Here is a 19947-nt window from a genome sequence, read left to right as displayed (position 1 = left end):
GTCGCGACCGTCGCTCCGGGCAGCACCCCGGGCACCGATCACTCGGCGTGGCCGGCGGCCTGGACAGCGGGCACCGGGCAGCCCTCGGTGCCGATCGAGTCGCTGCCGGTCGCCGCGCCGCATTGGCGTATGCCGGTAGCAGCCGGCCCCGCAGCCCAGGGAGCTGGCACGAAAGGCCCCGGCGTCGGGGCGTTGCCGTGGCCCGTCGTCACAGCTCACCAGGTACCGCCGCGTTCGGTACGAGTCCCGATGCCGCGCGGCACCCTGCCCGCGATCGCGCTCACGGGTGTGTCCGCGGCCGTGCTCGTTCCGCTGGATCGCCCGGGGATCGGGTGGCTGCTGGCCGGATCGGTCGCGGCGGGTGCGGTTTTCGCGGTGGATCGTGCGGCCCGGCGGCCAGGTGCGAAGCCGAGCCCGGACGCGAACGAGCCGAAACCCGATGCGCCCGAGAACGATCCAGCTCCGACCGACGCCACGGGACCGGAATCGGCCGGGCCGATTGTCGTCGACGATTCCAGAGCGGACGCGGCGATTCCTGCCGACGCTCCGGAAGTAACTGGTTCGAGCATCGCTGGTGACAGGAGTGTGGCTAGGCCGTCCGTCGCCGATGATCCGGGAACAGCTGGTTCGAGCGTCGCCGATGACTCGAGCGTAGCGAGGCGGTACGGCGCCGATGAGTCGGAAGCAGCTCGATCGAGTGTTGCAGATGACGGGAGCTCAGCCGGGTCGTGCGTGGCTGATGATCCGGGAACAGCTGGATCGAATGCCGCCGAGGACAGGGGTGTAGCGGGTCCTGATGCCGTCGGTGGCGGGGGAGTAGCCGGTGCTGAAGCGGTCGGTAGCGAGGGAGCGGCTAGGCCGGGCGATGCCGATGAGTCGGGAGTGGACGGGGCGAACATCACGGGCGGGTCGAGGGCTGCGGGCGTGATCGGTTCCGGTCCGGAGTCCGGTCATCCGGACGATGCGGTCCTGGTAAGTCCTGCTGCGGTGCGGCGGGAGCGGATCGTGTGGACGGCGCTGGCGTTGATGTTGCTGGCGGTAGGGGTGTTCCGCGATGCGACTTGGCTTTTCGTGGTGTGTGCCGTGGGGGCGGCGGTGGCCGGGTCGCTGGCGGTGCTGGGGCGGCGGTCGGTGTACGGGATCGTGTTCGAGGTGCTCGCGGTGCCGATCTCGGCGCTGCTGGCGTTGCCGTGGGTGGCGCGCGGGGTGGAGCGGGTGCGCTGGCGGCGGCGGGAGGCGGCAGCGGTCGCGTCGGGGCGGATCGTGTGGTCGGTGCTGGGGACCGTGGCGTTGCTGATCGTGGTGGTGCCGCTGCTGGCGGGGGCGGACGCGGTGTTCGCCGAACTGGTCGCGGGTTTGATGCCGCGGTTCGAGGGCGAGGCGGTGGCGCGCTGGGTGATCGTGTTCGTGCTGGGTGCGATGGGTGCGGCGGGCGCGTTGTATCTGCTGGCCGGTCCGCCTCCGGGGCCGCGCGCCGAGGACGGTGGGCGGACGTTCGCGCGGCTGGAATGGGCGATCCCGGTGGGTGCGCTGTGTGTGGTGTTCGCGGTGTTCGTGGCCACGCAGGTGGTGGTGTTGTTCGGCGGGGACGGGTATGTGCAGCGGACGGCGGGGCTGACCTACGCCGAGTACGCGCGCAGCGGGTTCTGGCAGCTGTCGATGGTGACCATCGTGACGCTGCTTTTGATCGCGGCCGTATGGCGTTGGGCGGCACGGGAATCGGCGGCGGACCGGGTCTGGCTGCGCGGGCTGCTCGGTCTGGTCGGCGGGCTGTCGCTGGTGATCGTGGCCTCGGCGGCGCATCGGATGTGGACCTATCAGCAGGCGTACGGGTTCACGGTGCTGCGGCTGCTGGTGATCGGGTTCGAATTCTGGATCGGTGTGGTCTATCTGCTGGTGCTGGCGGGGCTGGTGTCCCTGCGGCGCGGCTGGATGACCCGTGCCGCGGCGGGGACGGCACTGGGTCTGCTGGTCGGGTTGGCGGTGCTGAATCCGGAACGGTTCATCGCCGACCGCAATATCGACCGGCGCGAGGCGGGCAAGTCCATCGATGCGCACTATCTGAGTGAACTGTCGGCCGATGCGCTGCCGGCCATCGATCGGCTGCCCGAGCCGCTGCGCTCGGATCTGGCACGCGCGATCCGCGACCGGCTCTCCCCGGACAGCTGGCAGGGGTTCAACCTCTCGCGCTACTCGGCCCGTAACTGAGGAGTCAGTGGCCGCGCCGCCGTGCCAGGCGCGCGGCCACGTCACCGATCAGCGCGTAGGGAATCGGCTTGTCCAGCGGGAACTTCAGCGTCCCTTTACCCGCGCGATACGGTGCGATGGCCGCCTCGAACGCGGCATCCCCGTCCGGCACCGGATACACGCTGAGGTGCTTCTTCCACCCGGCGAAATACACCACCGAATGCCCGTCGATCTGTACGGCGGGCACGTCGTAGCTGATGGTCTCGGTAGCCCCGGGCACCGCCTGGTGAATGGTGGTGCGCACCTGCTCGAGCAGCGCCCGCACCTCGCCGGGAAACCCTTGCAGGTACTCCTGGACCGTCTCGGCCATGACTGCCACCTTCCGTATCCGGCCGGGCTACAGCGCTTCCGGGGCTCGACGCTACCGCCGCCACGCCGGCACCCGGCCGCAGCCGGGCCGGGCGTGTCAGCGCAGCCGGTCCAGCAGCCCGGTCGCCAGCCCCAGCATCCCGTCCACCGAATCTGTCACGTACATCAGATCGATGAAGAAATCGTCGAATCCGGTCTCGGCGGCGACCTGTTCGATCGTGTCCGCGATCGCCTCCGCGGTGGCCCCCGCCGCCACGTTCACCCGCACGATGGTCCCGATCGCCCCCGGATCCCGCCCGGCCGCCTCCGCCGCCTGATCCACCACGGCGCGCAGTTTCAGCAACTGCTTACCCCACCCCGGCGGCCCCGGCACCGGCGCCACCGGCAACCATCCGTCCGCGCGCCGCCCGACCCGCGCCAAACCGGCGGGCGTGAACGACCCGAGCCAGATCGGCGGCCGCGGCCGCTGCACCGTCGCCAAGGCGCTGCGATGCTCCGGCACCGTCACGAACCGCCCCCGATACCCGGCGGGATCGGTGGTCCAGATCGCTTCCAGCGCATCGAGAGTCTCCTCCAGGCGCGCCCCGCGCCGCGCGAACGGCACCCCCGCCGCCTCGTACTCCTCCGGCGACCACCCGATCCCGAACCCCGGCACCAGCCGCCCACCGCTGACCACGTCCAGGGTGGTCAGCGACCGCGCCAGGAACGCCGCCCGATGCAGCGGCGCGATCAGCACATTCGTGCCCAGGCGCACCCGCTCGGTGACCGCGGCCGCGATCCCGAGCAGCACGAAAGGATCCAGCACGGAATCGAATTCCTCGGGAATGGTGTCCTTGCCCGCGTACCCCACGCTCGGTGCGGTCGCCGCCAGCACCCGTTCCCCGACCCAGAGACTGTCGGCCCCGGCGGCTTCCAGCGCGGCGGCGAATCGTGCCGCCTGCGCCCCCTGCCGGGCCTGCGAACCGTGCTGCGGGAGCGAGAATCCGATCTTCACGCTCTCCGTGATACCAGAGACACGCGGGTGCGACACGCGGCGCGGTCGCGCAGGATGGGTCGGGTGGGTGAACACAAGGACCGCATGCTGCGCGGTGAGCTCTACCGCGATAACGATCCCGAACTCCTGGCCGAGCGCCGCCGCTGCCAGGAGTTGCTGGATGAGTTCAATGCCACGCGCGCAGGGGAGGACGCGCAGCGCCGGACGATCCTGGAGAATCTGCTCGGGGAGATCGGGGAGGGTTCCTGGATCATGCCGCGCTTCCAATGCGACTACGGGCATCTGATCCGCCTGGGCCGCAACAGCTTCCTCAACTACGACGCGATCGTGCTGGACTGCGCCCCGGTGACGATCGGCGACGACGTCTCGATCGGCCCGCGCGCCCAGCTGCTCACGGCCCTGCATCCGATGGACGATCACGAACTGCGCCGGCAACGCTGGGAGACGGCCGCGCCCATCACGATCGGCGACAACGTGTGGCTCGGCGGCGGGGTGATCGTCTGCCCGGGAGTGAGCATCGGCGCGAACACCGTCGTCGGTGCGGGCAGCGTGGTGACGCGCTCGCTACCGGAGAAGGTCTTCGCCGCGGGCAATCCGGCCCGCGTGATCCGGGACCTGTGAATCCCGCCCGGCCCCCGATACCTCGGCGTCGTACCGGATAACGTGAAAGTCTCTGTCCGGCAACGTTTCCGGACCTTGGTCGAATGCACCGTCCGGGCACCGGAGTTCGGCACTTCGCACCGATGACACACACCCCGCGGGCGCGCTACCGTCTGAGACAACGCGCCCGCGAGGTGGCGGGCGGACTCGGCAAAGGAGCCGACCATGACGCAACCGCACCAGCATTCGCCCGCCCTGCCCGCGCGGAACGTCCCGCTCCCGCCGAACGCCCGCTTCCCGATCGGGCCCGCCATCTTCCCGCGCATCCACCTCGACCGCGGCACCGCCATCCGGATGAGCGACGGCACCGTCCTGTCCGCCGACATCACCCGCCCCGCCGACCGCGACGGCCACGCCATCACCACCCCGCTACCGGCCGTCATCACCCTCACCCCCTACAACAAAACCCTCATGACCCGCGCGAACCTGGTCATCAACGCCGTCTCGATCGCCGCACCACTCGTCTACCGCCTCGTCCCACCCTCCCCGCACGGCCGCGCCGGCGGCCGGGAAATGCTGCGCGCCCTCGGCGGCGGCGCCCTCGAATCCGTGCGCGCCAGCCGCACCCTCATCTCCCGCGGCTACGTGCACATCGCCGTCGACGTACGCGGCACCGGCACCTCCACCGGCCGCCTCGAGATCATGTCCGACCGCGAACAACGCGACCACCTCGAAGTCCTCGCCTGGGTCCGCGAACAGCCCTGGTGCAACGGCGATCTCGCCATGACCGGCATCTCCTACCTCGCCCTGACGGCACTCCAGACCGCCGGACACCGCCCCGAAGGCCTCAAAGCGGTCTTCTCCCTCGTCGGGTCCGAAGACCCGACCCGCGACCTCATCCTGACCGGCGGCACCCAATCGATGTTCACCCTCGCCTGGTTCGCCGGCGTTAACGGCCTGAAATGGCTACCCTCTATCCCCGGCCTGGTGAAAACCGGCGCCGCCGCCCGCTACCTGCGCGACCGCGCCGCCAGCCCCTTCACCCGCCTCGGCGACATCACCGGCGCCATCCTCGACGACGGGCACCGCGAGCACTTCTACCACGACGACGCCCGCCTACGCCGCCCCCGGCTCGAGAACTTCACCGCCGCCACCTGGATCCACGCCGGCTGGCACGACGTCTTCTCCCGCTCCGCACCCGCCCTCTACGAACGCCTCGGATTACCGCCCGGCGCGGCACAACTCGTCATCGAGGACGGCTACCACGTCAACCCCGGCAGCGGCTTCGGCGCCGAGGAGAACCCGCAACGCCTCGACGAACTGCAGTGCGCCTTCTTCGACCGCTGGGTGAAAGGCATCGACAACGGCATCGACGCCTACGGGCCCGTCACCGTCCGCCAGATCGGCGGCGGCTGGGTCAGCCGCGACAGCTTCACCCCGCCCGCCGCCCGAACCCATACCTGGTACCTCTCACACGAACCCAGCGGCGCGGCCCCGCACGCCGCGAGCGACGGCTCCCTCACCGCCCACCCCGACCGGCACCCGCGCCGAATCCGCCTGCCCCGCAAGCGCCCCGGCCTCGCCTCCCAGACCACGAGCTGGATCCTCTGCGGCCTCCCCACCTTCCTCGGCCGCGACTGGTCCGTCGACGACCGCGCCTACGAAACCGCCGCCCTCACCTTCACCAGCCCGCCCCTCGACACCGACACCCTCCTCACCGGACCCCTGAACCTGCACCTGCGCGTCGCCGCCGGCGGCACCGAAGCCTTCTGGGCCGCCACCGTCTGCGACGTCGCCCCCGACGGCACCTCCTCCGTCCTCGCCCGCGGCGCCCTCCGCTCGACCCGTCGCGCCATCGACGAGAAGAACAGCCGCTACCACGACGGAGCGCTCCTCGTCCCCGACCATCCACTCACCGCCGAAAGCGTCCTCCCCGTAAAGCCCGGCGTCCCACACGAACTCGACATCGACATCACAGCCACCGAAGCGATCCTCCGCGCCGGGCACCGCCTCCGCGTCACGATCACCCGCGCGAGCTGGCCCCGCTACTTCCTCACCCCCTCCGTGAACCGCCACATCAAAGACCAGAGCCTCCTCCTCGACCCCCGCCACCCCAGCCACCTCACCTTCCTCGCCACCGACCTCCAAGAACCAGCCCCCACCGAACGCCCCGCCTGAGAATCGACCTCGGTACACCACCGTGGCAAAACCGGACAAAACCCACGGTGAGGTACCAAGGTCAACACCCGCCGGGGGAGCGGAGCGGCGGAAGTGGCTGTGGCGCAACGGGGAAGCCCGTACCGTGGGGAGATGGAGCCGGTACTCGTCACCGGTGCCGCCGGGGGACGACAGGGGTCGACCGGGCGGCATCTCACAGCGCAACTACTCGGACGCGGCATACCCGTGCGCGCCCTCGTCCATCGCGACGACGAACGCGCGACCGTCCTCCGCGCCCTCGGCGCGAAAGTCCTCGTCGGCGACCTCCGCGACCTCGCCGACGCCCGAACCGCACTCGAGGGCGTCCGCGCCGCCTACTTCACCTACCCCGTCATCGACGGCCTCCTCGACGCCGCCGGCGCCTTCGCCGTCGCCGCCCGCGAAACCGGCCTCGAACGCGTCGTCGCCGTCTCCCAGCTCGCCGCCGGACCCGACGCCTTCACCCCGCGCATGCGCCAGCACTGGGTCGCCGAACAAATACTCGACTGGGCCGATATCGGCGCGAGCCATCTCCGCGCCGCCGTCTTCCACGAAAACCTCGCACTCATCGCCGACACCGGCGACCCGAACACGCTCACCCTCCCGCTCGGACCCGAGCACACCGAACTACCGCTCGTCGCCGCCGCCGACGTCGCCCGCGTCGCCGCCGCCCTCCTCGCCGACCCCGCACGGAAAACCGAACCGGTCGTCCACCTCACCGGAGACGTCCAGGCCATCGGCACCGCGGCCCGCACCCTCGGACGCACCTACCGCGACATCGACCCCGACACCTGGCACGCCTGGGCCCTCGAGTACTACGGCACCCGCCACGCCGCCGACCACCTCACCAAACTCTGGGAGATCTTCCGCCTCCTGAGCGAAGGCACCGGCCTCTACCAAGTCACCCCCGCCATCCACGAACTCGGCGGCCACCCACCCATCACCCTCGCCGACTACGCCATCCACCGCCCCGGCCACTAGCACCACGAAAACGACAGCGCCGCCGGAAGATTCCGGCGGCGCCGCGACTATTCGACTACCCGATCACTGACCGGCAGCCGCCCGCTTCGGCAACTTCCAATCCGGACGCGGGAAGTGACAGGTGTACCCGTTCGGGTAACGCTCCAGATAATCCTGATGCTCCGGCTCGGCCTCCCAGAAATCAGCCGCCGGCGTCACCTCCGTCACCACCTTGCCCGGCCACAGACCCGACGCCTCCACATCCGCGATCGTGTCGAGTGCCACCGCCTGCTGCTCGGCATCGGTATAGAAGATGGCCGACCGATAGGAAGTACCGACATCATTCCCCTGCCGATCCTTCGTCGTCGGATCATGAATCTGGAAGAAATACTCCAGCAGCGCCCGATAGTCCGTCACCGCCGGGTCGTACTCGATCTCGATCGCCTCGGCATGACCCGGATGATTGCGATAGGTGGGGTGATCGTTCCGGCCACCGGTGTAGCCGACCCGCGTCGCCAGCACACCGGGCTGCTTACGGATCAGATCCTGCATACCCCAGAAGCAGCCACCCGCCAGAATCGCCTTACGCGTGTCGGTCACGCTTCCTCCTTCGTGAAAAGAGCCTTGTACTCGGAATAGCCTTCCGCATCGAATCTATCGAGCGGAACGAAACGCAGCGCGGCCGAATTGATGCAGTAGCGCAGCCCGCCCTCGGCCCGCGGACCATCGGTGAACACATGCCCGAGATGACTGTCACCGTGCGCCGACCGCACCTCGGTACGAATCATCAGATGCGACAGATCCCGCTTCTCGACCACATTCGCCGACTCCACCGGACGCGTGAAACTCGGCCAGCCCGTCCCGCTGTCGAACTTGTCGACCGACGCGAACAACGGCTCACCGGACACCACATCGACATAGATACCCGGCTCGTGATTGTCCCAGTACTCGCCCGTGAACGCCCGCTCCGTACCGTTCTCCTGCGTCACCCGATACTGCTCCGGCGACAGCGCGTCGACCGCGGCGGGGTTCTTGATGTACTCCTTGGCCATTGGACCTCCTCGTGGTGGCACACCGATACAACGCGAGGCCCGCCGCGATCCGTTCCCCGCACCCACCCACGTCAGACTTTCGTCACCATCGCGATTACCCGGCAGGTAATGGATCACCCCGCACCCCGTTCGTAGGATCGGACCATGCGTACACAGACGGCCGGGGATCTACTGCGACACTGGCGCACCACCCGGCGGCTCAGCCAGCTCGAACTGGCCGGCCGAGCCGAAACCTCCACGCGGCACCTCAGTTTCATCGAAACCGGCCGCGCCGTCCCGAGCCGCCAGATGATCCTGCACCTGTCCGACGAACTCGACATCCCCCTCCGCGAACGCAACCGCATGCTCCTCGCCGCCGGCTACGCACCCGTCTACACCGAACCCGACCTGGACACCCCCGCCATGGCACCCGTACGCAGCGCCATCCGCCAAATCCTCACCGGCCACGAACCACACCCCGCCCTCGCCGTCGACGCCGGCTGGAACATGGTCGACGCGAACGCCGGCATCGGGCTCTTCCTCGCCGGCGTCGACCCGCGACTGCTCGCCCAGCCCGTCAACGCCCTGCGCCTGAGCCTGCACCCGGACGGGCTCGCACCCGCCATCATCAATCTCCCCGAATGGCGCGGGCACCTCTTCGAACGACTACAACGGCAGATCGACGTCAGCGGGGCACCCGAACTCATCGCCCTGCTCGAGGAACTCCGCGCCTACCCCGGCGGCGAGGACGCACCCGGACTGCCCGAACCCGACCAGGCCGTCGTCCCGCTGCGACTGCGGCTCGAAGGGCAGGAACTCGCGTTCATCAGCGTCACCACGGTCTTCGGCACCCCCATGAACGTCACCGTCGCCGAACTCGCCATCGAAGCCTTCTTCCCGGCCGACGCCGTCACCGGCGCGTTCCTGCGCGAACGGATCGCCCTCCCGGCCGAATAGCCGAGTCAGCGACGCGACCGGTCGGCATCGGCCAGAATGGGTCGTCATGGACCTCACCGCGCACCTGGGCGGGCTGCTCGGCGACACCATCACCCGGCTCGACACCATCGGGCACAACCACGAATGGACCCTGCACCGCGCCGAAACCGCGCGCGGGACAGACCTCTTCGTCAAAGCCCTCGACCAGGACGGCGACCCCCGCGTCCTCGAAGCCGAAGCCGCCGGACTGCGCTGGCTGGACGCGGGCGACGCCCGGCTCGTCCCGCACGTCCTGGCCGCCGACGATCACGTGCTCGTACTGCCCTGGCTGACAACCGAACCCGCCTCCGCCGATGCCGCCGAAGCCTTCGGCCGCGCCCTGGCCCAGCTCCACGCCGCGAGTCCGCCCGGCTACGGCGCGCCCTGGCCCGGCTATATCGCCGAACTGCCCCTGGACAATTCACCGAGCGCCGGCGAATGGGGGAGCTGGTACGCGGAACGCCGCCTCGCGCCCTACCTGCCCGCCGCCGCACCACATCTCGGCCGTGACGGGGTCCGGCTCGTCGAACAGGTCATGAACCGGATCGCGGACCTGGCCGGGCCACCGGAACCGCCGAGCCGCATTCACGGCGATCTGTGGTCGGGGAATGTGCTCTGGACCGGTGGGGGAGTGCGGCTGATCGATCCGGCCGCCCACGGCGGGCACCGGGAAACCGACCTGGCCATGCTCGCCCTGTTCGGATCGCCCCAGCTCGAGCGCGTCTTCGCCGCGTACGTCGAGGCCGCGCCGCTGAGTTCCGGCTGGCGGCAACGCATTCCATTGCACCAGCTGCATCCGCTGCTGGTGCACGTCGTCCTTTTCGGCGGGATGTATCGCGGGATGTTGCTCGCCGCCGCGGCCGCCGCCCTCGCGATCTAGCCGTACCGGAGCTGCGTCGTGGCAGGTCAATCTCCATCTATTACATACTTTAATGGAAATATGCGCATCTACGCATGTGTGGCTCAGTTAGTCGGGGTGGCGCCAGAAATAGGCGAACTGACCTAAAGAACAGCCTGGGGGAGGGGAGGCCTCCGCCGCGCCGGCTGATTTCTGTCGGAGGGGTGGTCTAGCGTTTGCCGGGTGGAGCTGCAGCGGATCCATCACGTCGCGATCATCGCCTCGGACTACGAGAAGTCGAAGGCGTTCTACACCGAGGTGCTCGGGCTGAAGGTGCTGGCCGAGCATTATCGGGCCGAAAGGCGCTCGTACAAACTCGATCTGGCGCTGCCGGACGGTGGGCAGCTGGAGCTGTTCTCGTTCCCGGAGCCGCCGCCGCGGCTCTCTCGCCCGGAGGCCGCCGGCCTGCGGCATCTGGCGTTTCTGGTGCCGAATGTGGGGGAGGCCCTGGCGGAATTGGCTGGTCATGGCGTGCGGGTGGAGGAGGTGCGGGTGGACGAGTACACCGGCAAGCGCTTCGCGTTCTTCTCGGATCCGGATGATCTGCCGCTCGAGCTGTATGAAGCGTGAGCTGTGGCCGGCCTGGGCTGGACGGATCTCTGATTAGGAGATGACACTATGCGCATCTACGCATGTTTTCCTCCATCTCAAAGACACTCGCCTCACCACTCGATCAACGTTCCGATTCAACCGAATCGACTAAAGAGCTTCTAATAGGAGAGGGCTGACCCTCGCACGGTCGCTTACGCCGTGATCGTGTCGAATTCGATTGGCAGCGAAGCGGGTCCGCGCAGGTTGACGTGCGGCCGGTACACGGGGGGATCGCTGATCAGCCTTGCTCCGCGCACCCGTTGCGCGAATCGTGCGATGGCGATGCGGGTTTCGAGCCGGGCGAGCGGCGCTCCGAGGCAGAAGTGCGTGCCGAGTCCGAAGGACAGGTGCCGATTCTCGCGCTCCAGTTCGAAGTTCGCGGGTTCGGGGAATACGTCGGGGTCGCGATTGGCGGCCGCGAGCAGTGCGATGACGACTTCGCCCGCGGCGATATCGGTTCCGCCGATGCGCATGTCCTCGCCGGCGATGCGCGGCACCAGCTGTACGGGCGGGTCGTACCGCAGGGTCTCCTCGACCACGGCTCCGGCGAGCGCGGGATCGGCGCGCAGCGCGTCCATGAGTTCGGGCCGGCGCAGCAGTGCCAGCACGGTATTGGAGATGAGGTTGACGGTCGTTTCGTGTCCGGCGATGAGCAGTAGCCCGCAGGTGGAGATGAGTTCTTCGTGGGTGAGTTTGTCGCCGGCGTCCTCGGCGGCGATGAGCTGGGAGAGCAGGTCGGGTCCGGGTTCGCCGCGGCGTGCGGCGGCGAGCCGGTCGAAGTAGTCGTCGAGTTCTTCGCGTGCGCTGATCATTTCGGCGAGGTCGTTGCCGAAGCCGGGGTGGTTGGGTGCGGCGGGGTCGAGGAGGCGGGCGAGTTGGGCGGAGAGTCGCCGGAGTTGGGGTTCGTCGTCGAGGGGGATGCCGAGGAGTTCGCAGATGACGGTGATGGGCAGCGGGTAGGCGAGGGTTTCGACGAGGTCGAAGCGGTCGCTGCCGGCGAGCCGGTCGTAGACCTGGTCGGTGAAGGCGGTGATGCGTGGTTCGAGCCGGGCGATGACGCGGGGTGTGAAGGCTTTCTGGACGAGGCGGCGCAGCCGGGTGTGGTCGGGTGGGTCGAGGAAGAGGAAGGACGGGTTGCTGCGTGGGGCGAGCATGCGGGCGGGGGTGCCGCCGGGGTCGGGTGTGTTGCCCGTGGCGGCGAGGAAGCCGAAGCGCAGTTTCGGCATGGACATTTCGACGCGGGAGCGGGGGTCGCGCAGGAGGGTGTGGCAGTCGGTGTGGCGGGCGATGAGGACGATGGGTGCGCCGGGGAGGCGGAGGGGTCCGTGGTCGCGGAGTTGTTCGTAGAGGGGGTAGGGGTCGGGTCTGGTGCCTTGTTCGAAGAGCTGGAGGTAGGCGCCGGTGGGTTCGGTTGTGGTCATGGTTGTCTCCTCGCCCGGACGTACAGACCGGTCGGCCCCCTGCCCGGTGTGTCTCTGGTTTCGGCGAACAAGCCTTGGGGTGCCCAGTGTGGTTGTGCCGCAATCATTTGCGTGGTTCGTATCGTGGTCTTGCGGTGCCGCGCGGTTATCCGTTCCGGGTCTCCCATACGATGGGGCGCATGACCAAAGTGCTCCTGAAGACCTCCGCCGGGGATATCACCCTGGAACTCGATGAGGCCAAGGCGCCCAAGACCGTCGCGAATTTCGTCGACTACGTCAAGGCGGGCCACTACGCGGACACGGTGTTCCATCGCGTGATCCGGGGCTTCATGGTTCAGGGCGGCGGCATGACTGCGGATATGGCGCAGAAGCCGGCTCCGAACAAGGTGACCAACGAGGCGAACAACGGCCTGAAGAACGACAAGTACACGGTGGCGATGGCCCGTACGTCGGATCCGCATTCGGCGAGCGCGCAGTTCTTCATCAACACCAGCAAGAACGATTTCCTGAACTACCCGGGCCAGGACGGCTGGGGTTACGCGGTGTTCGGCAAGGTTGTCGAGGGCACCGATGTGGTGGATCAGATCGAGGGTGTGCGGACCGGCAACAAGGCGGGTCACGGTGACGTGCCGACCGAGCCGATCACGATCCTGTCGGCCGAGCTGGTCTGATCGGTCGTTTCGTAGCGAACGAGTACGCGCCGGGTTCGAATCGAACCCGGCGCGTTGTGTTTTCGTCGTTCAGGCGTCGAGGACGCGGACTTCGTGCTTGGCGACCGGGGGCAGTACGGACCAGGGGAAGTTGATCCAGCGGTCGGTGCGTTTCCAGACGTATTCGCAGTCGACTTCGGAGTGCGGTTTCTGGTAGATGACCGCGCAGCGGACTTCGGCGACGTGGTCGGCGCAGAAGTCGCGTACGAGTTTGAGGGTTTTGCCGGTGTCGGCGACGTCGTCGGCGACCAGGACGGTGGCGCCGGTGAGGTCGACTTTGCTGGGGACCGGCGGCAGCATGACCGGCAGGTCGAGGCGCTGGTTGACGCCGGTGTAGAACTCGACGTTCATGACGTGGAGGTTTTTGACGTCGAGGGCGTAGCCGAGGGATCCGGCGACGAAGAGGCCGCCGCGGGCGATCGAGAGGATGAGGTCGGGTTCGAATCCGTCGTCTGCGATGGTCTGGGCGAGCTCGCGGCTCGCGTCACCGAATAGTTCCCAGCTGAGTTCCTCGCGATCGCTCATTCCGGCGATCTTACGGTGCTCTCGCGGTGCCGTTTCGGGGGTTCGGGGGCATGGCCCCCGTTTCCCGTCGTTCAGGGCTGGTGGGTGATGGTGTACCAGAGCAGGGCGAGGGTGCCGAGGGCGAAGAGCGGTACGACGACAAGGGTTTCCATCTTGTTGCCGGTGCGGTCGATGAGGGGTAGCCGGGTGCGGATCTTGAGGGGCCAGAGCAGCCGGCAGCCGCGGTCGGTGAGGCAGTCGCCGATGAGGTGGGCGAGGGCGCCGAGGCCGACGGAGAAGGGCAGCCAGGCGGGTTTGTCGCTGATCCAGTGGTCGATGGCGAAGGTGCCGCAGGCGGCGAGGATGACGACGGTGCCCCAGGCTTTGATGCTGTCGCCGGTGGGTGCGAGGTTGAGGGCGCGGATGGCGAGGGCGAGCAGGAAGAAGACGAGGGCGAGGGTGAAGTTGCGGCCGATCCAGTGTTCGCCGGCCCAGGTGCCGTAGGTGACGAGGGCGACGAACAGGAAGCTGTGGGTGCCGTGGCGGTGTCCGCCGGAGATCATCGATATGGCTTTGCAGGCGGCGTGCGAGACGGGTCCCAGGACGTGGGAGATGGTGCCGTTGGGGTGGTCGGCGTCGGGGAGCAGGGCGGCGCCGGCGGTGAGGAAGGTGCCCATGACGAGGTCGACGCCGCCGATGGCGCCGGATTGCATTGCGGGGTATGTCAATACGGTGAGCGGGAGCGCCGCGGCTGCTGCCGACCAGGCGAGGGCGCCGCTGGTCGCGTGTGAATGTCCTAGCACCGCGTGAACGTTAGCTGAATTAACGGTTGGGGCCGGGAGGTCCGGGTGTGAGGTGAGGAACGTTCGGCGGCAACGGGGTTCGCGCGTGCGGGGGCGCCGGTGTGTGGTGCTGGTCGGCCGGTCATGGTGCTCACCTCTCGTTGCTTTCGAGGGTACGACATTCGAAAGTGGCTGTGGCGGAGTTCGTTTGGTCCCGAAGGGTCGGTTTCGGCGGCCCCTGTACGCCGTCCGAATTCTGGTGAAATAGTGTCGGAGCCGAATACGCTTTTCCGCTCAGAGAGGAACGGACATGTCGGTAGCGTCCGCCGTGAAGGATCAGATCCAGCAGGTCGGTGGGGGATTCATGTTCTCCCGCGAAGCCAAGGCCTTCGCCGCGGAGGTGGGGGTGCCCGGCTTCCTGCCCGCCTACACCCGCGGCCGCGCGGGCGCGCTGGGTGAGGTGCCCGCCGAGATCGTGGTGGCGGCGTTCGGTTTCTTCCCGGCCGGTCCGGTGCGCGCGGCCTGGGAGGCGACGGCGGCGACTTCGGCGGCCAAGGGCGCGGAGGGCTATCTGCGGGCCTGCCAGGATTTCGGGCGTCGCAAGCTGGCCGGTTTCGCACCGGCCGAGCGGCTGGCCGAGCTCCTGGAGAAGGTGGTGTCGGCGGCGGATCCGGCGGGGGTGCCGTTGTTCGCGGGCTGGCGGGCGCTGCCGCGGGCGCAGGACGCCCCGGCGCGGATTTTGCACCTGATTCAGGCGTTGCGGGAGCTGCGCGGCGGTCTGCATCTGATGGCGGTGCGCGCGAGCGGTCTGACGCCGTTGCAGGCGGTGCTGATCGCGGGTTCGCCGCTGGCGTCGGGTCCGGATCAGGCGCGCAGTTACGGCTGGGCGGAACCGTTCGAGGATATCACCCCCGAGTTGAAGGGCCGCTGGATGCAGGCCGAGGCGCTCACCGACGAGCTGAGCCTGCCGGTGTTCGCGGTGCTGGACGAGGCGGAGGGCCAGGAGCTGGTGGCGCTGCTGACCGCCTGTCACGAGGCCGTGTTCGCCCGCCGCTGAGGCGCTTGCGGGGCGGTGCTGTCACCGCCCCGGATGGTTTCAGCGTTGTAGGAACTCGAGGCTCACCCGTTCGAAGGCCTGCTTGGCTTCGTACATGACCCAGTGCCCGCATTTGGGGAACACGTGCAGTTCCGCGTCGGGGATGACGCGCAGCGGTACCAGGGCCATGTCGAGGGGGCATTGCCGGTCGTCGGCGCCCCAGGCCAGCAGGGTCGGGCATTTGACCTGATGCAGCAGCGCCCAGTAGGGCGGGGTGTGGGAGTTGGTGAGGAATTGCTGTTGGATGGCAAAGGCTTCCGACCCGTACATGGCTTTGAGCGCGGCATGCGATTCGGGATGCTCGGCGGTTTTCCAGCGTTCCTCGATGAGGTCGTCGGTGAGCATCTTCGGGTCGTAGACCATGCATTCGAGCCAGCGCAGCAGCCCGTCTCGGCTGGGGGCGTCGGCGAACTGCTGCAGCAGCCGGGTGCCTTCGCTGGGGGTGGGGCCGAACAGTCCGGTGCCGACCCCGCCGATGGAGATGATCTTCTCCACCCGGTCGGGGTGTTTGACGGCGACATTGACCGCGACGACGCCGCCCATGGAATTGCCGATGAGGGCGGCCGATTGCAGGCCCAGGGCGTCCATGAACCAGATGACGGAGTCGACGGCGGTCAGGACCGGGTGTCCGGGGACGGGGTCGCTGACGCCGAAGCCGGGGAATTCGAGTGCGTAGCAGTGGAAGTGCTCGGCAAGGACGCCGAGGTTGCCGCGGTAGTTGCGCCAGCCGGTGACGCCGATGCCGGAGCCGTGCAGCAGGATGAGCGGGGGTCCGTCGCCGGCTTCGTGGTAGCGCAGGATGCCGTGGTCGGTGCGGATTTCCCGCCGGGTGCTTTCGTATGTGATCTCCACCCGCTCCACACTAGAACAAGTTTCAGTTTCTGTCGGGGAATGTTCGCTCGCCGAGAACCGCACGGCCCATACGCATTTCGCTCGCACACACCCGCCGCGAGCGCCTAGTCTCGAGGGCTGGACCGTAGGAAGGAACCGGTATGGCGCAGGCGGGAGTGCTGCGGATCGCGCAGCTGAACATGGGATCGCTGCTGGAACCGCACTGGGAGCGGCGACGGCAGGAGATCCTGGCCTGGTTCGACCGGCTCGACCCGGACCTGGTGTGCCTGCAGGAAGTATGGGAGGACACCGCCGAACCCGGCAGCAATACCGCCGCCTGGCTGGTCGAGAACGCACCGCAAGTGCACTGGCACTGGTGTTTCGGCGGATACCCGCTGCCGTTCCTGCCCGACCGCCCGACCCTGCGCTTCGGATCGGCGGTGCTGAGCCGCTGGCCCATCGACCGGCACGAAGTGATCGCGCTACCGGTCGATCCGTCCCCGCCGGACCCGCACCCGTCCTGGACCATGCAGGCCGAACTGCTCTACGCCCGCACCGGCGGGGCGGATGTGTTCAGTACCCATCTCGCGCCGCCGCCCGCGCAGGCCTATCAGCGGGTGCGGCAGGTGCTGGCGATCGACGAGGCCATCCGCGCCCGCCACGAACCGGCCAGCACGCCGCTGCCGCCGATCCTGTGCGGGGACTTCAACGCCAAACCCGAATCCGACGAGATGCGGTTCCTGAACGCCAATGCCGTCATCGAGGGTCGCAGTACCCATTACGTGGACGCGTGGTCGACGCTGCGGCCCGGTGAGGCCGGGCGCACCATGGACCCGCTGACCAATCCGCAGGCGCGGTTCCTGAACGTGCCGCCGCAACGCATCGACTATGTGCTGGTGGGGGATCCGTTCCTGCGGCCCGAGGGCGCGGGCCGGCTGCTCGAGGTCGATCTGGCCTTCCACGAACCGCTCACCGGCATCCTCGCCAGCGATCACTACGGTCTGGTCGCCGATGTGCGGTGGCCGCAGAAACCGGCCCGATAAACGCCGTGCGCCCCGCGAACCAGGTGTTGGTTCGCGGGGCGCACGGGGGAGCGGTCAGGCCAGATCGAAGCGATCCAGGGTCATCACCTTGTCCCACGCCTTGACGAAGTCGGCCACGAACTTCGGCTTGGCGTCATCGGTGGCATACACCTCGGCGATGGCGCGCAGCTGCGAGTTCGACCCGAACAGCAGATCGACACGGCTGCCGGTCCACAGGGTCTTGCCGGTGGCCCGGTCCACGCCCTCGTAGCTGCCGTCATCGGCGGCCGACGGCTTCCACTCGGTCGCCATATCGAGAAGGTTCACGAAGAAGTCGTTGGTGAGCACACCCGGGGTCGAGGTGAGCACACCCTGCTGCGAACCACCGTGATTGGCGCCGAGTGCCCGCAGGCCACCGACGAGCACGGTCATCTCCGGCGCGGACAGCGTCAGCAGGTTCGCCCGATCCACCAGCTGATATTCCGCCGGCAGCCGGTGACCCTTGCCCAGGTAGTTGCGGAACCCGTCGGAAGTCGGCTCGAGCGCCGCGAAGGACTCCACATCGGTGTTCTCCTGCGTGGCGTCGGTGCGCCCGGGCGCGAACGGCACCTCGATCTCGACACCGCCGGCCTTGGCCGCCTGCTCCACGGCCGCGACACCGCCCAGCACCACCAGATCCGCGAACGAGACCCGCACATTGCCGGTCTGCTCGGAATTGAACTGTTCGGCAATGCCTTCCAGCGTGCGCACGACCTGCGCGAGCTCGTCGGGGGAGTTGACCTCCCAGCCCGACTGCGGGGCCAGACGCACCCGGCCGCCGTTGGCGCCACCGCGCTTGTCACTGCCGCGGAACGAGGCCGCCGCCGACCACGCGGTCGAAACCAGCTGCGCCACGGTCAAACCGGAGGCCAGGAGGCGGGACTTGAGGTCGGCGATCTCGGCCGCGCCGATCAGCTCGTGATCGACGGCCGGGATCGGGTCCTGCCACAGCAGCGTCTCCGAAGGCACCAGCGGGCCCAGGTAGCGCACCACCGGGCCCATATCGCGGTGGGTGAGCTTGTACCAGGCCTTGGCGAACTCCTGCGCCAGCTCTTCGGGATGCTCGAGCCAGCGGCGGGTGATCTGCTCGTAGATGGGATCGAACCGCATCGACAGGTCGGTGGTGAGCATGCCGGGCGCGATGGTCTTGCCCGCGACATGCGCGTCCGGGACGGTGCCCGCGCCGCCGCCGTCCTTCGGCGTCCACTGGTTGGCGCCGGCGGGGGACTTGGTCAGCTCCCACTCGTAGCCGTAGAGGGTCTCGAGGAACGAGTTGTCCCAAGTGATCGGGGTCGGGGTCCAGGTGACCTCGAGCCCGGAGGTGATGGCGTCCTTGCCGACACCGGTGCCGAAGCTGGAGCGCCAGCCCAGGCCCTGCTCCTCGAACGGGGCGGCTTCGGGCTCGGGGCCGACGTGATCGGCCGGGCCGGCGCCGTGGGTCTTGCCGAAGGTGTGCCCGCCCACGATCAGCGCCGCGGTCTCCACATCGTTCATCGCCATCCGCGCGAACGTCTCACGGATATCGACCGCGGCCGCGAGGGGATCCGGATTGCCGTTGGGGCCTTCGGGATTGACGTAGATCAGGCCCATCTGCACCGCGGCCAGGGGGTTTTCCAGGTCGCGGGTGCCGCTGTAGCGCTCATCGCCGAGCCAGGTGTGCTCGGGACCCCAGTACACGTCCTCCTCGGGCTCCCACTGGTCGACGCGGCCGCCACCGAACCCGAAGGTTTCGAAGCCCATCGATTCCAGGGCGACGTTACCGGCGTACACGATCAGGTCGGCCCAGGAGATCTTCTGCCCGTACTTCTGCTTCACCGGCCACAGCAGCCGGCGCGCCTTGTCCAGGCTGGCATTGTCGGGCCAGGAATTCAGGGGAGCGAAGCGCTGCATGCCCGCGCCCGCGCCGCCGCGCCCGTCCTGGATGCGGTAGGTGCCGGCGGCGTGCCAGGCCATGCGGATGAAGAACGGCCCGTAGTGCCCGAAGTCGGCGGGCCACCAGTCCTGCGAGGTGGTCATGACCGCTTCGATATCGGCCTTCACCGCCGCCAGATCCAGGCTGTTGAACGCGGCAGCGTAATCGAAGTCGGCGCCCAGGGGGTTGATGACGTCCGGGTTCTTCTGCAGGATCTTCAGATTGACCTGGTCGGGCCACCAGTCCCGGTTGCTGCCACCCTCGGTCGGCGGCTTGAGGCGGGACGTCACGGGGCAACCCGCGGCGGGTTCCGTGCTGGCCTCTCCGATGGGCGGGTGTTCAACAGACACGGCGGTTCCTTTCGGGGGAGTAGTGCGATCGGGCTGCGATCACGACTGCGGCACTTGCGTTTTCGAGCATTCGGGGCACAGGCCCCAATAGATGACCTCGGCTTCGTCCAGGACGAACCCGTTGTCGTTCGAAGCGGTCAGACAGGGGGCCTCGCCGACGGCGCAATCGACATCGGTGATGGTCCCGCAGGAACGGCACACCAGATGGTGATGGTTGTCCCCGACCCGGGTCTCGTACCGGGCCACCGAACCCATGGGCTGAATCCGGCGCAACAATCCCGCCGCCGTCAGCACCCGCAACACGTCGTACACGGCCTGATGCGACACCGTGCCCAGCACGCCGCGCACCTGGGTGAGGATCGAGTCGGTGTCGGCATGCGGGTTCGCGTGCACGGTGCTCAGTACGGCGACGCGCGGCGCTGTCACCCGCAACGACGCCGCACGCAGCATCCGCTCGAAGTCCGAACTACTGGACATAT

At 68.4% G+C, this 19947-nt stretch carries 20 protein-coding genes; 10 read left to right on the top strand and 10 right to left on the bottom strand.

What is annotated here, in order from left to right; genetic code table 11:
• The first annotated feature begins 882 nt into the window (after nucleotides 1-882).
• On the top strand, nucleotides 883-2208 hold the full coding sequence (locus NY1_RS05685) for a DUF4153 domain-containing protein (protein ID WP_233434214.1): 1326 nt from the start codon (nucleotides 883-885) through the stop codon (nucleotides 2206-2208).
• 4 nt (nucleotides 2209-2212) lie between these two features.
• Here the strand turns inward: NY1_RS05685 and NY1_RS05680 are convergent, their stop codons facing one another.
• Both NY1_RS05680 and NY1_RS05675 read right to left on the bottom strand, forming a co-directional pair.
• On the bottom strand, nucleotides 2213-2557 hold the full coding sequence (locus NY1_RS05680) for an iron chaperone (RefSeq protein WP_067709150.1): 345 nt from the start codon (nucleotides 2555-2557) through the stop codon (nucleotides 2213-2215).
• A 96-nt stretch (nucleotides 2558-2653) separates the two neighbouring features.
• Nucleotides 2654-3550: a TIGR03619 family F420-dependent LLM class oxidoreductase gene (locus NY1_RS05675; RefSeq protein ID WP_067709148.1), complete on the bottom strand. Its 897-nt coding sequence runs from the start codon at nucleotides 3548-3550 to the stop codon at nucleotides 2654-2656.
• 54 nt (nucleotides 3551-3604) lie between these two features.
• On the opposite strand from NY1_RS05675, the gene NY1_RS05670 reads away from it, so the two are divergent.
• The 3 genes from NY1_RS05670 (at nucleotide 3605) to NY1_RS05660 (ending at nucleotide 7327) form a co-directional block, all read left to right on the top strand.
• On the top strand, nucleotides 3605-4171 hold the full coding sequence (locus NY1_RS05670) for a sugar O-acetyltransferase (protein ID WP_439955996.1): 567 nt from the start codon (nucleotides 3605-3607) through the stop codon (nucleotides 4169-4171).
• A gap of 204 nt (nucleotides 4172-4375) precedes the next feature.
• Entirely contained in the window at nucleotides 4376-6328 is a 1953-nt protein-coding gene (locus tag NY1_RS05665; protein WP_067709144.1) for a CocE/NonD family hydrolase, read from the top strand.
• A gap of 132 nt (nucleotides 6329-6460) precedes the next feature.
• Nucleotides 6461-7327: an NAD(P)H-binding protein gene (locus NY1_RS05660; RefSeq protein ID WP_084534679.1), complete on the top strand. Its 867-nt coding sequence runs from the start codon at nucleotides 6461-6463 to the stop codon at nucleotides 7325-7327.
• Between the two features lie 63 nt (nucleotides 7328-7390).
• Here the strand turns inward: NY1_RS05660 and msrA are convergent, their stop codons facing one another.
• Nucleotides 7391-7906, bottom strand: coding sequence for a peptide-methionine (S)-S-oxide reductase MsrA (gene msrA / locus NY1_RS05655; RefSeq protein WP_067709141.1), 516 nt, complete (start codon nucleotides 7904-7906; stop codon nucleotides 7391-7393).
• On the bottom strand, nucleotides 7903-8358 hold the full coding sequence (gene msrB / locus NY1_RS05650) for a peptide-methionine (R)-S-oxide reductase MsrB (RefSeq protein WP_067709139.1): 456 nt from the start codon (nucleotides 8356-8358) through the stop codon (nucleotides 7903-7905). The genes msrA and msrB overlap by 4 nt, the downstream gene beginning before the upstream one ends.
• 144 nt (nucleotides 8359-8502) lie before the next feature.
• Between msrB and NY1_RS05645 the strand changes: the two genes are divergently transcribed.
• The 3 genes from NY1_RS05645 (at nucleotide 8503) to gloA2 (ending at nucleotide 10780) form a co-directional block, all read left to right on the top strand.
• Nucleotides 8503-9294 (top strand): helix-turn-helix domain-containing protein, encoded by a 792-nt coding sequence (locus tag NY1_RS05645; protein ID WP_067709137.1) that lies wholly within the window; start codon nucleotides 8503-8505, stop codon nucleotides 9292-9294.
• 46 nt (nucleotides 9295-9340) lie between these two features.
• Nucleotides 9341-10192, top strand: coding sequence for a fructosamine kinase family protein (locus tag NY1_RS05640; protein WP_067709136.1), 852 nt, complete (start codon nucleotides 9341-9343; stop codon nucleotides 10190-10192).
• A 201-nt stretch (nucleotides 10193-10393) separates the two neighbouring features.
• Nucleotides 10394-10780: an SMU1112c/YaeR family gloxylase I-like metalloprotein gene (gene gloA2, locus NY1_RS05635; protein WP_067709134.1), complete on the top strand. Its 387-nt coding sequence runs from the start codon at nucleotides 10394-10396 to the stop codon at nucleotides 10778-10780.
• Between the two features lie 173 nt (nucleotides 10781-10953).
• Here gloA2 and NY1_RS05630 read toward each other — a convergent pair whose 3' ends face one another.
• Nucleotides 10954-12222, bottom strand: coding sequence for a cytochrome P450 (locus NY1_RS05630; RefSeq protein WP_067709133.1), 1269 nt, complete (start codon nucleotides 12220-12222; stop codon nucleotides 10954-10956).
• A gap of 179 nt (nucleotides 12223-12401) precedes the next feature.
• Here NY1_RS05630 and NY1_RS05625 point away from each other — a divergent pair, with 179 nt between their 5' ends.
• Nucleotides 12402-12893 carry a peptidylprolyl isomerase gene (locus NY1_RS05625; RefSeq protein WP_067709132.1) on the top strand — a complete coding sequence of 164 codons (492 nt, stop codon included), beginning with the start codon at nucleotides 12402-12404 and terminating at the stop codon, nucleotides 12891-12893.
• 69 nt (nucleotides 12894-12962) lie between these two features.
• Here NY1_RS05625 and NY1_RS05620 read toward each other — a convergent pair whose 3' ends face one another.
• A complete protein-coding gene (locus tag NY1_RS05620) occupies nucleotides 12963-13457 on the bottom strand; it encodes a phosphoribosyltransferase (RefSeq protein WP_067709131.1) in 495 nt (164 codons plus the stop codon).
• A gap of 71 nt (nucleotides 13458-13528) precedes the next feature.
• The gene (locus tag NY1_RS05615; protein ID WP_067709129.1) at nucleotides 13529-14239 is read right to left on the bottom strand and encodes a metal-dependent hydrolase; all 711 of its coding nucleotides are present in this window, start codon (nucleotides 14237-14239) and stop codon (nucleotides 13529-13531) included.
• Nucleotides 14240-14528: 289 nt separating this feature from the next.
• Between NY1_RS05615 and NY1_RS05610 the strand changes: the two genes are divergently transcribed.
• Complete coding sequence (locus tag NY1_RS05610) at nucleotides 14529-15275, top strand: SCO6745 family protein (protein WP_067709127.1); 747 nt, start codon at nucleotides 14529-14531, stop codon at nucleotides 15273-15275.
• 39 nt (nucleotides 15276-15314) lie between these two features.
• Here NY1_RS05610 and NY1_RS05605 read toward each other — a convergent pair whose 3' ends face one another.
• Nucleotides 15315-16166 carry an alpha/beta fold hydrolase gene (locus tag NY1_RS05605; RefSeq protein ID WP_067709126.1) on the bottom strand — a complete coding sequence of 284 codons (852 nt, stop codon included), beginning with the start codon at nucleotides 16164-16166 and terminating at the stop codon, nucleotides 15315-15317.
• A gap of 140 nt (nucleotides 16167-16306) precedes the next feature.
• Here NY1_RS05605 and NY1_RS05600 point away from each other — a divergent pair, with 140 nt between their 5' ends.
• Nucleotides 16307-17188, top strand: a complete 882-nt coding sequence (locus tag NY1_RS05600) for an endonuclease/exonuclease/phosphatase family protein (RefSeq protein ID WP_067709124.1) — start codon at nucleotides 16307-16309, stop codon at nucleotides 17186-17188.
• A gap of 54 nt (nucleotides 17189-17242) precedes the next feature.
• Here the strand turns inward: NY1_RS05600 and katG are convergent, their stop codons facing one another.
• Both katG and NY1_RS05590 read right to left on the bottom strand, forming a co-directional pair.
• Complete coding sequence (gene katG, locus NY1_RS05595; RefSeq protein ID WP_067709123.1) at nucleotides 17243-19468, bottom strand: catalase/peroxidase HPI; 2226 nt, start codon at nucleotides 19466-19468, stop codon at nucleotides 17243-17245.
• Nucleotides 19469-19507: 39 nt separating this feature from the next.
• Complete coding sequence (locus NY1_RS05590) at nucleotides 19508-19945, bottom strand: Fur family transcriptional regulator (RefSeq protein ID WP_067709121.1); 438 nt, start codon at nucleotides 19943-19945, stop codon at nucleotides 19508-19510.
• Nucleotides 19946-19947 lie beyond the last annotated feature (2 nt).

The sequence above is a fragment of the Nocardia yamanashiensis NBRC 100130 genome, from assembly GCF_001613325.1.
Lineage (GTDB): Bacteria > Actinomycetota > Actinomycetes > Mycobacteriales > Mycobacteriaceae > Nocardia > Nocardia yamanashiensis.
This window is presented reverse-complemented; position numbering and strand designations above follow the sequence as displayed.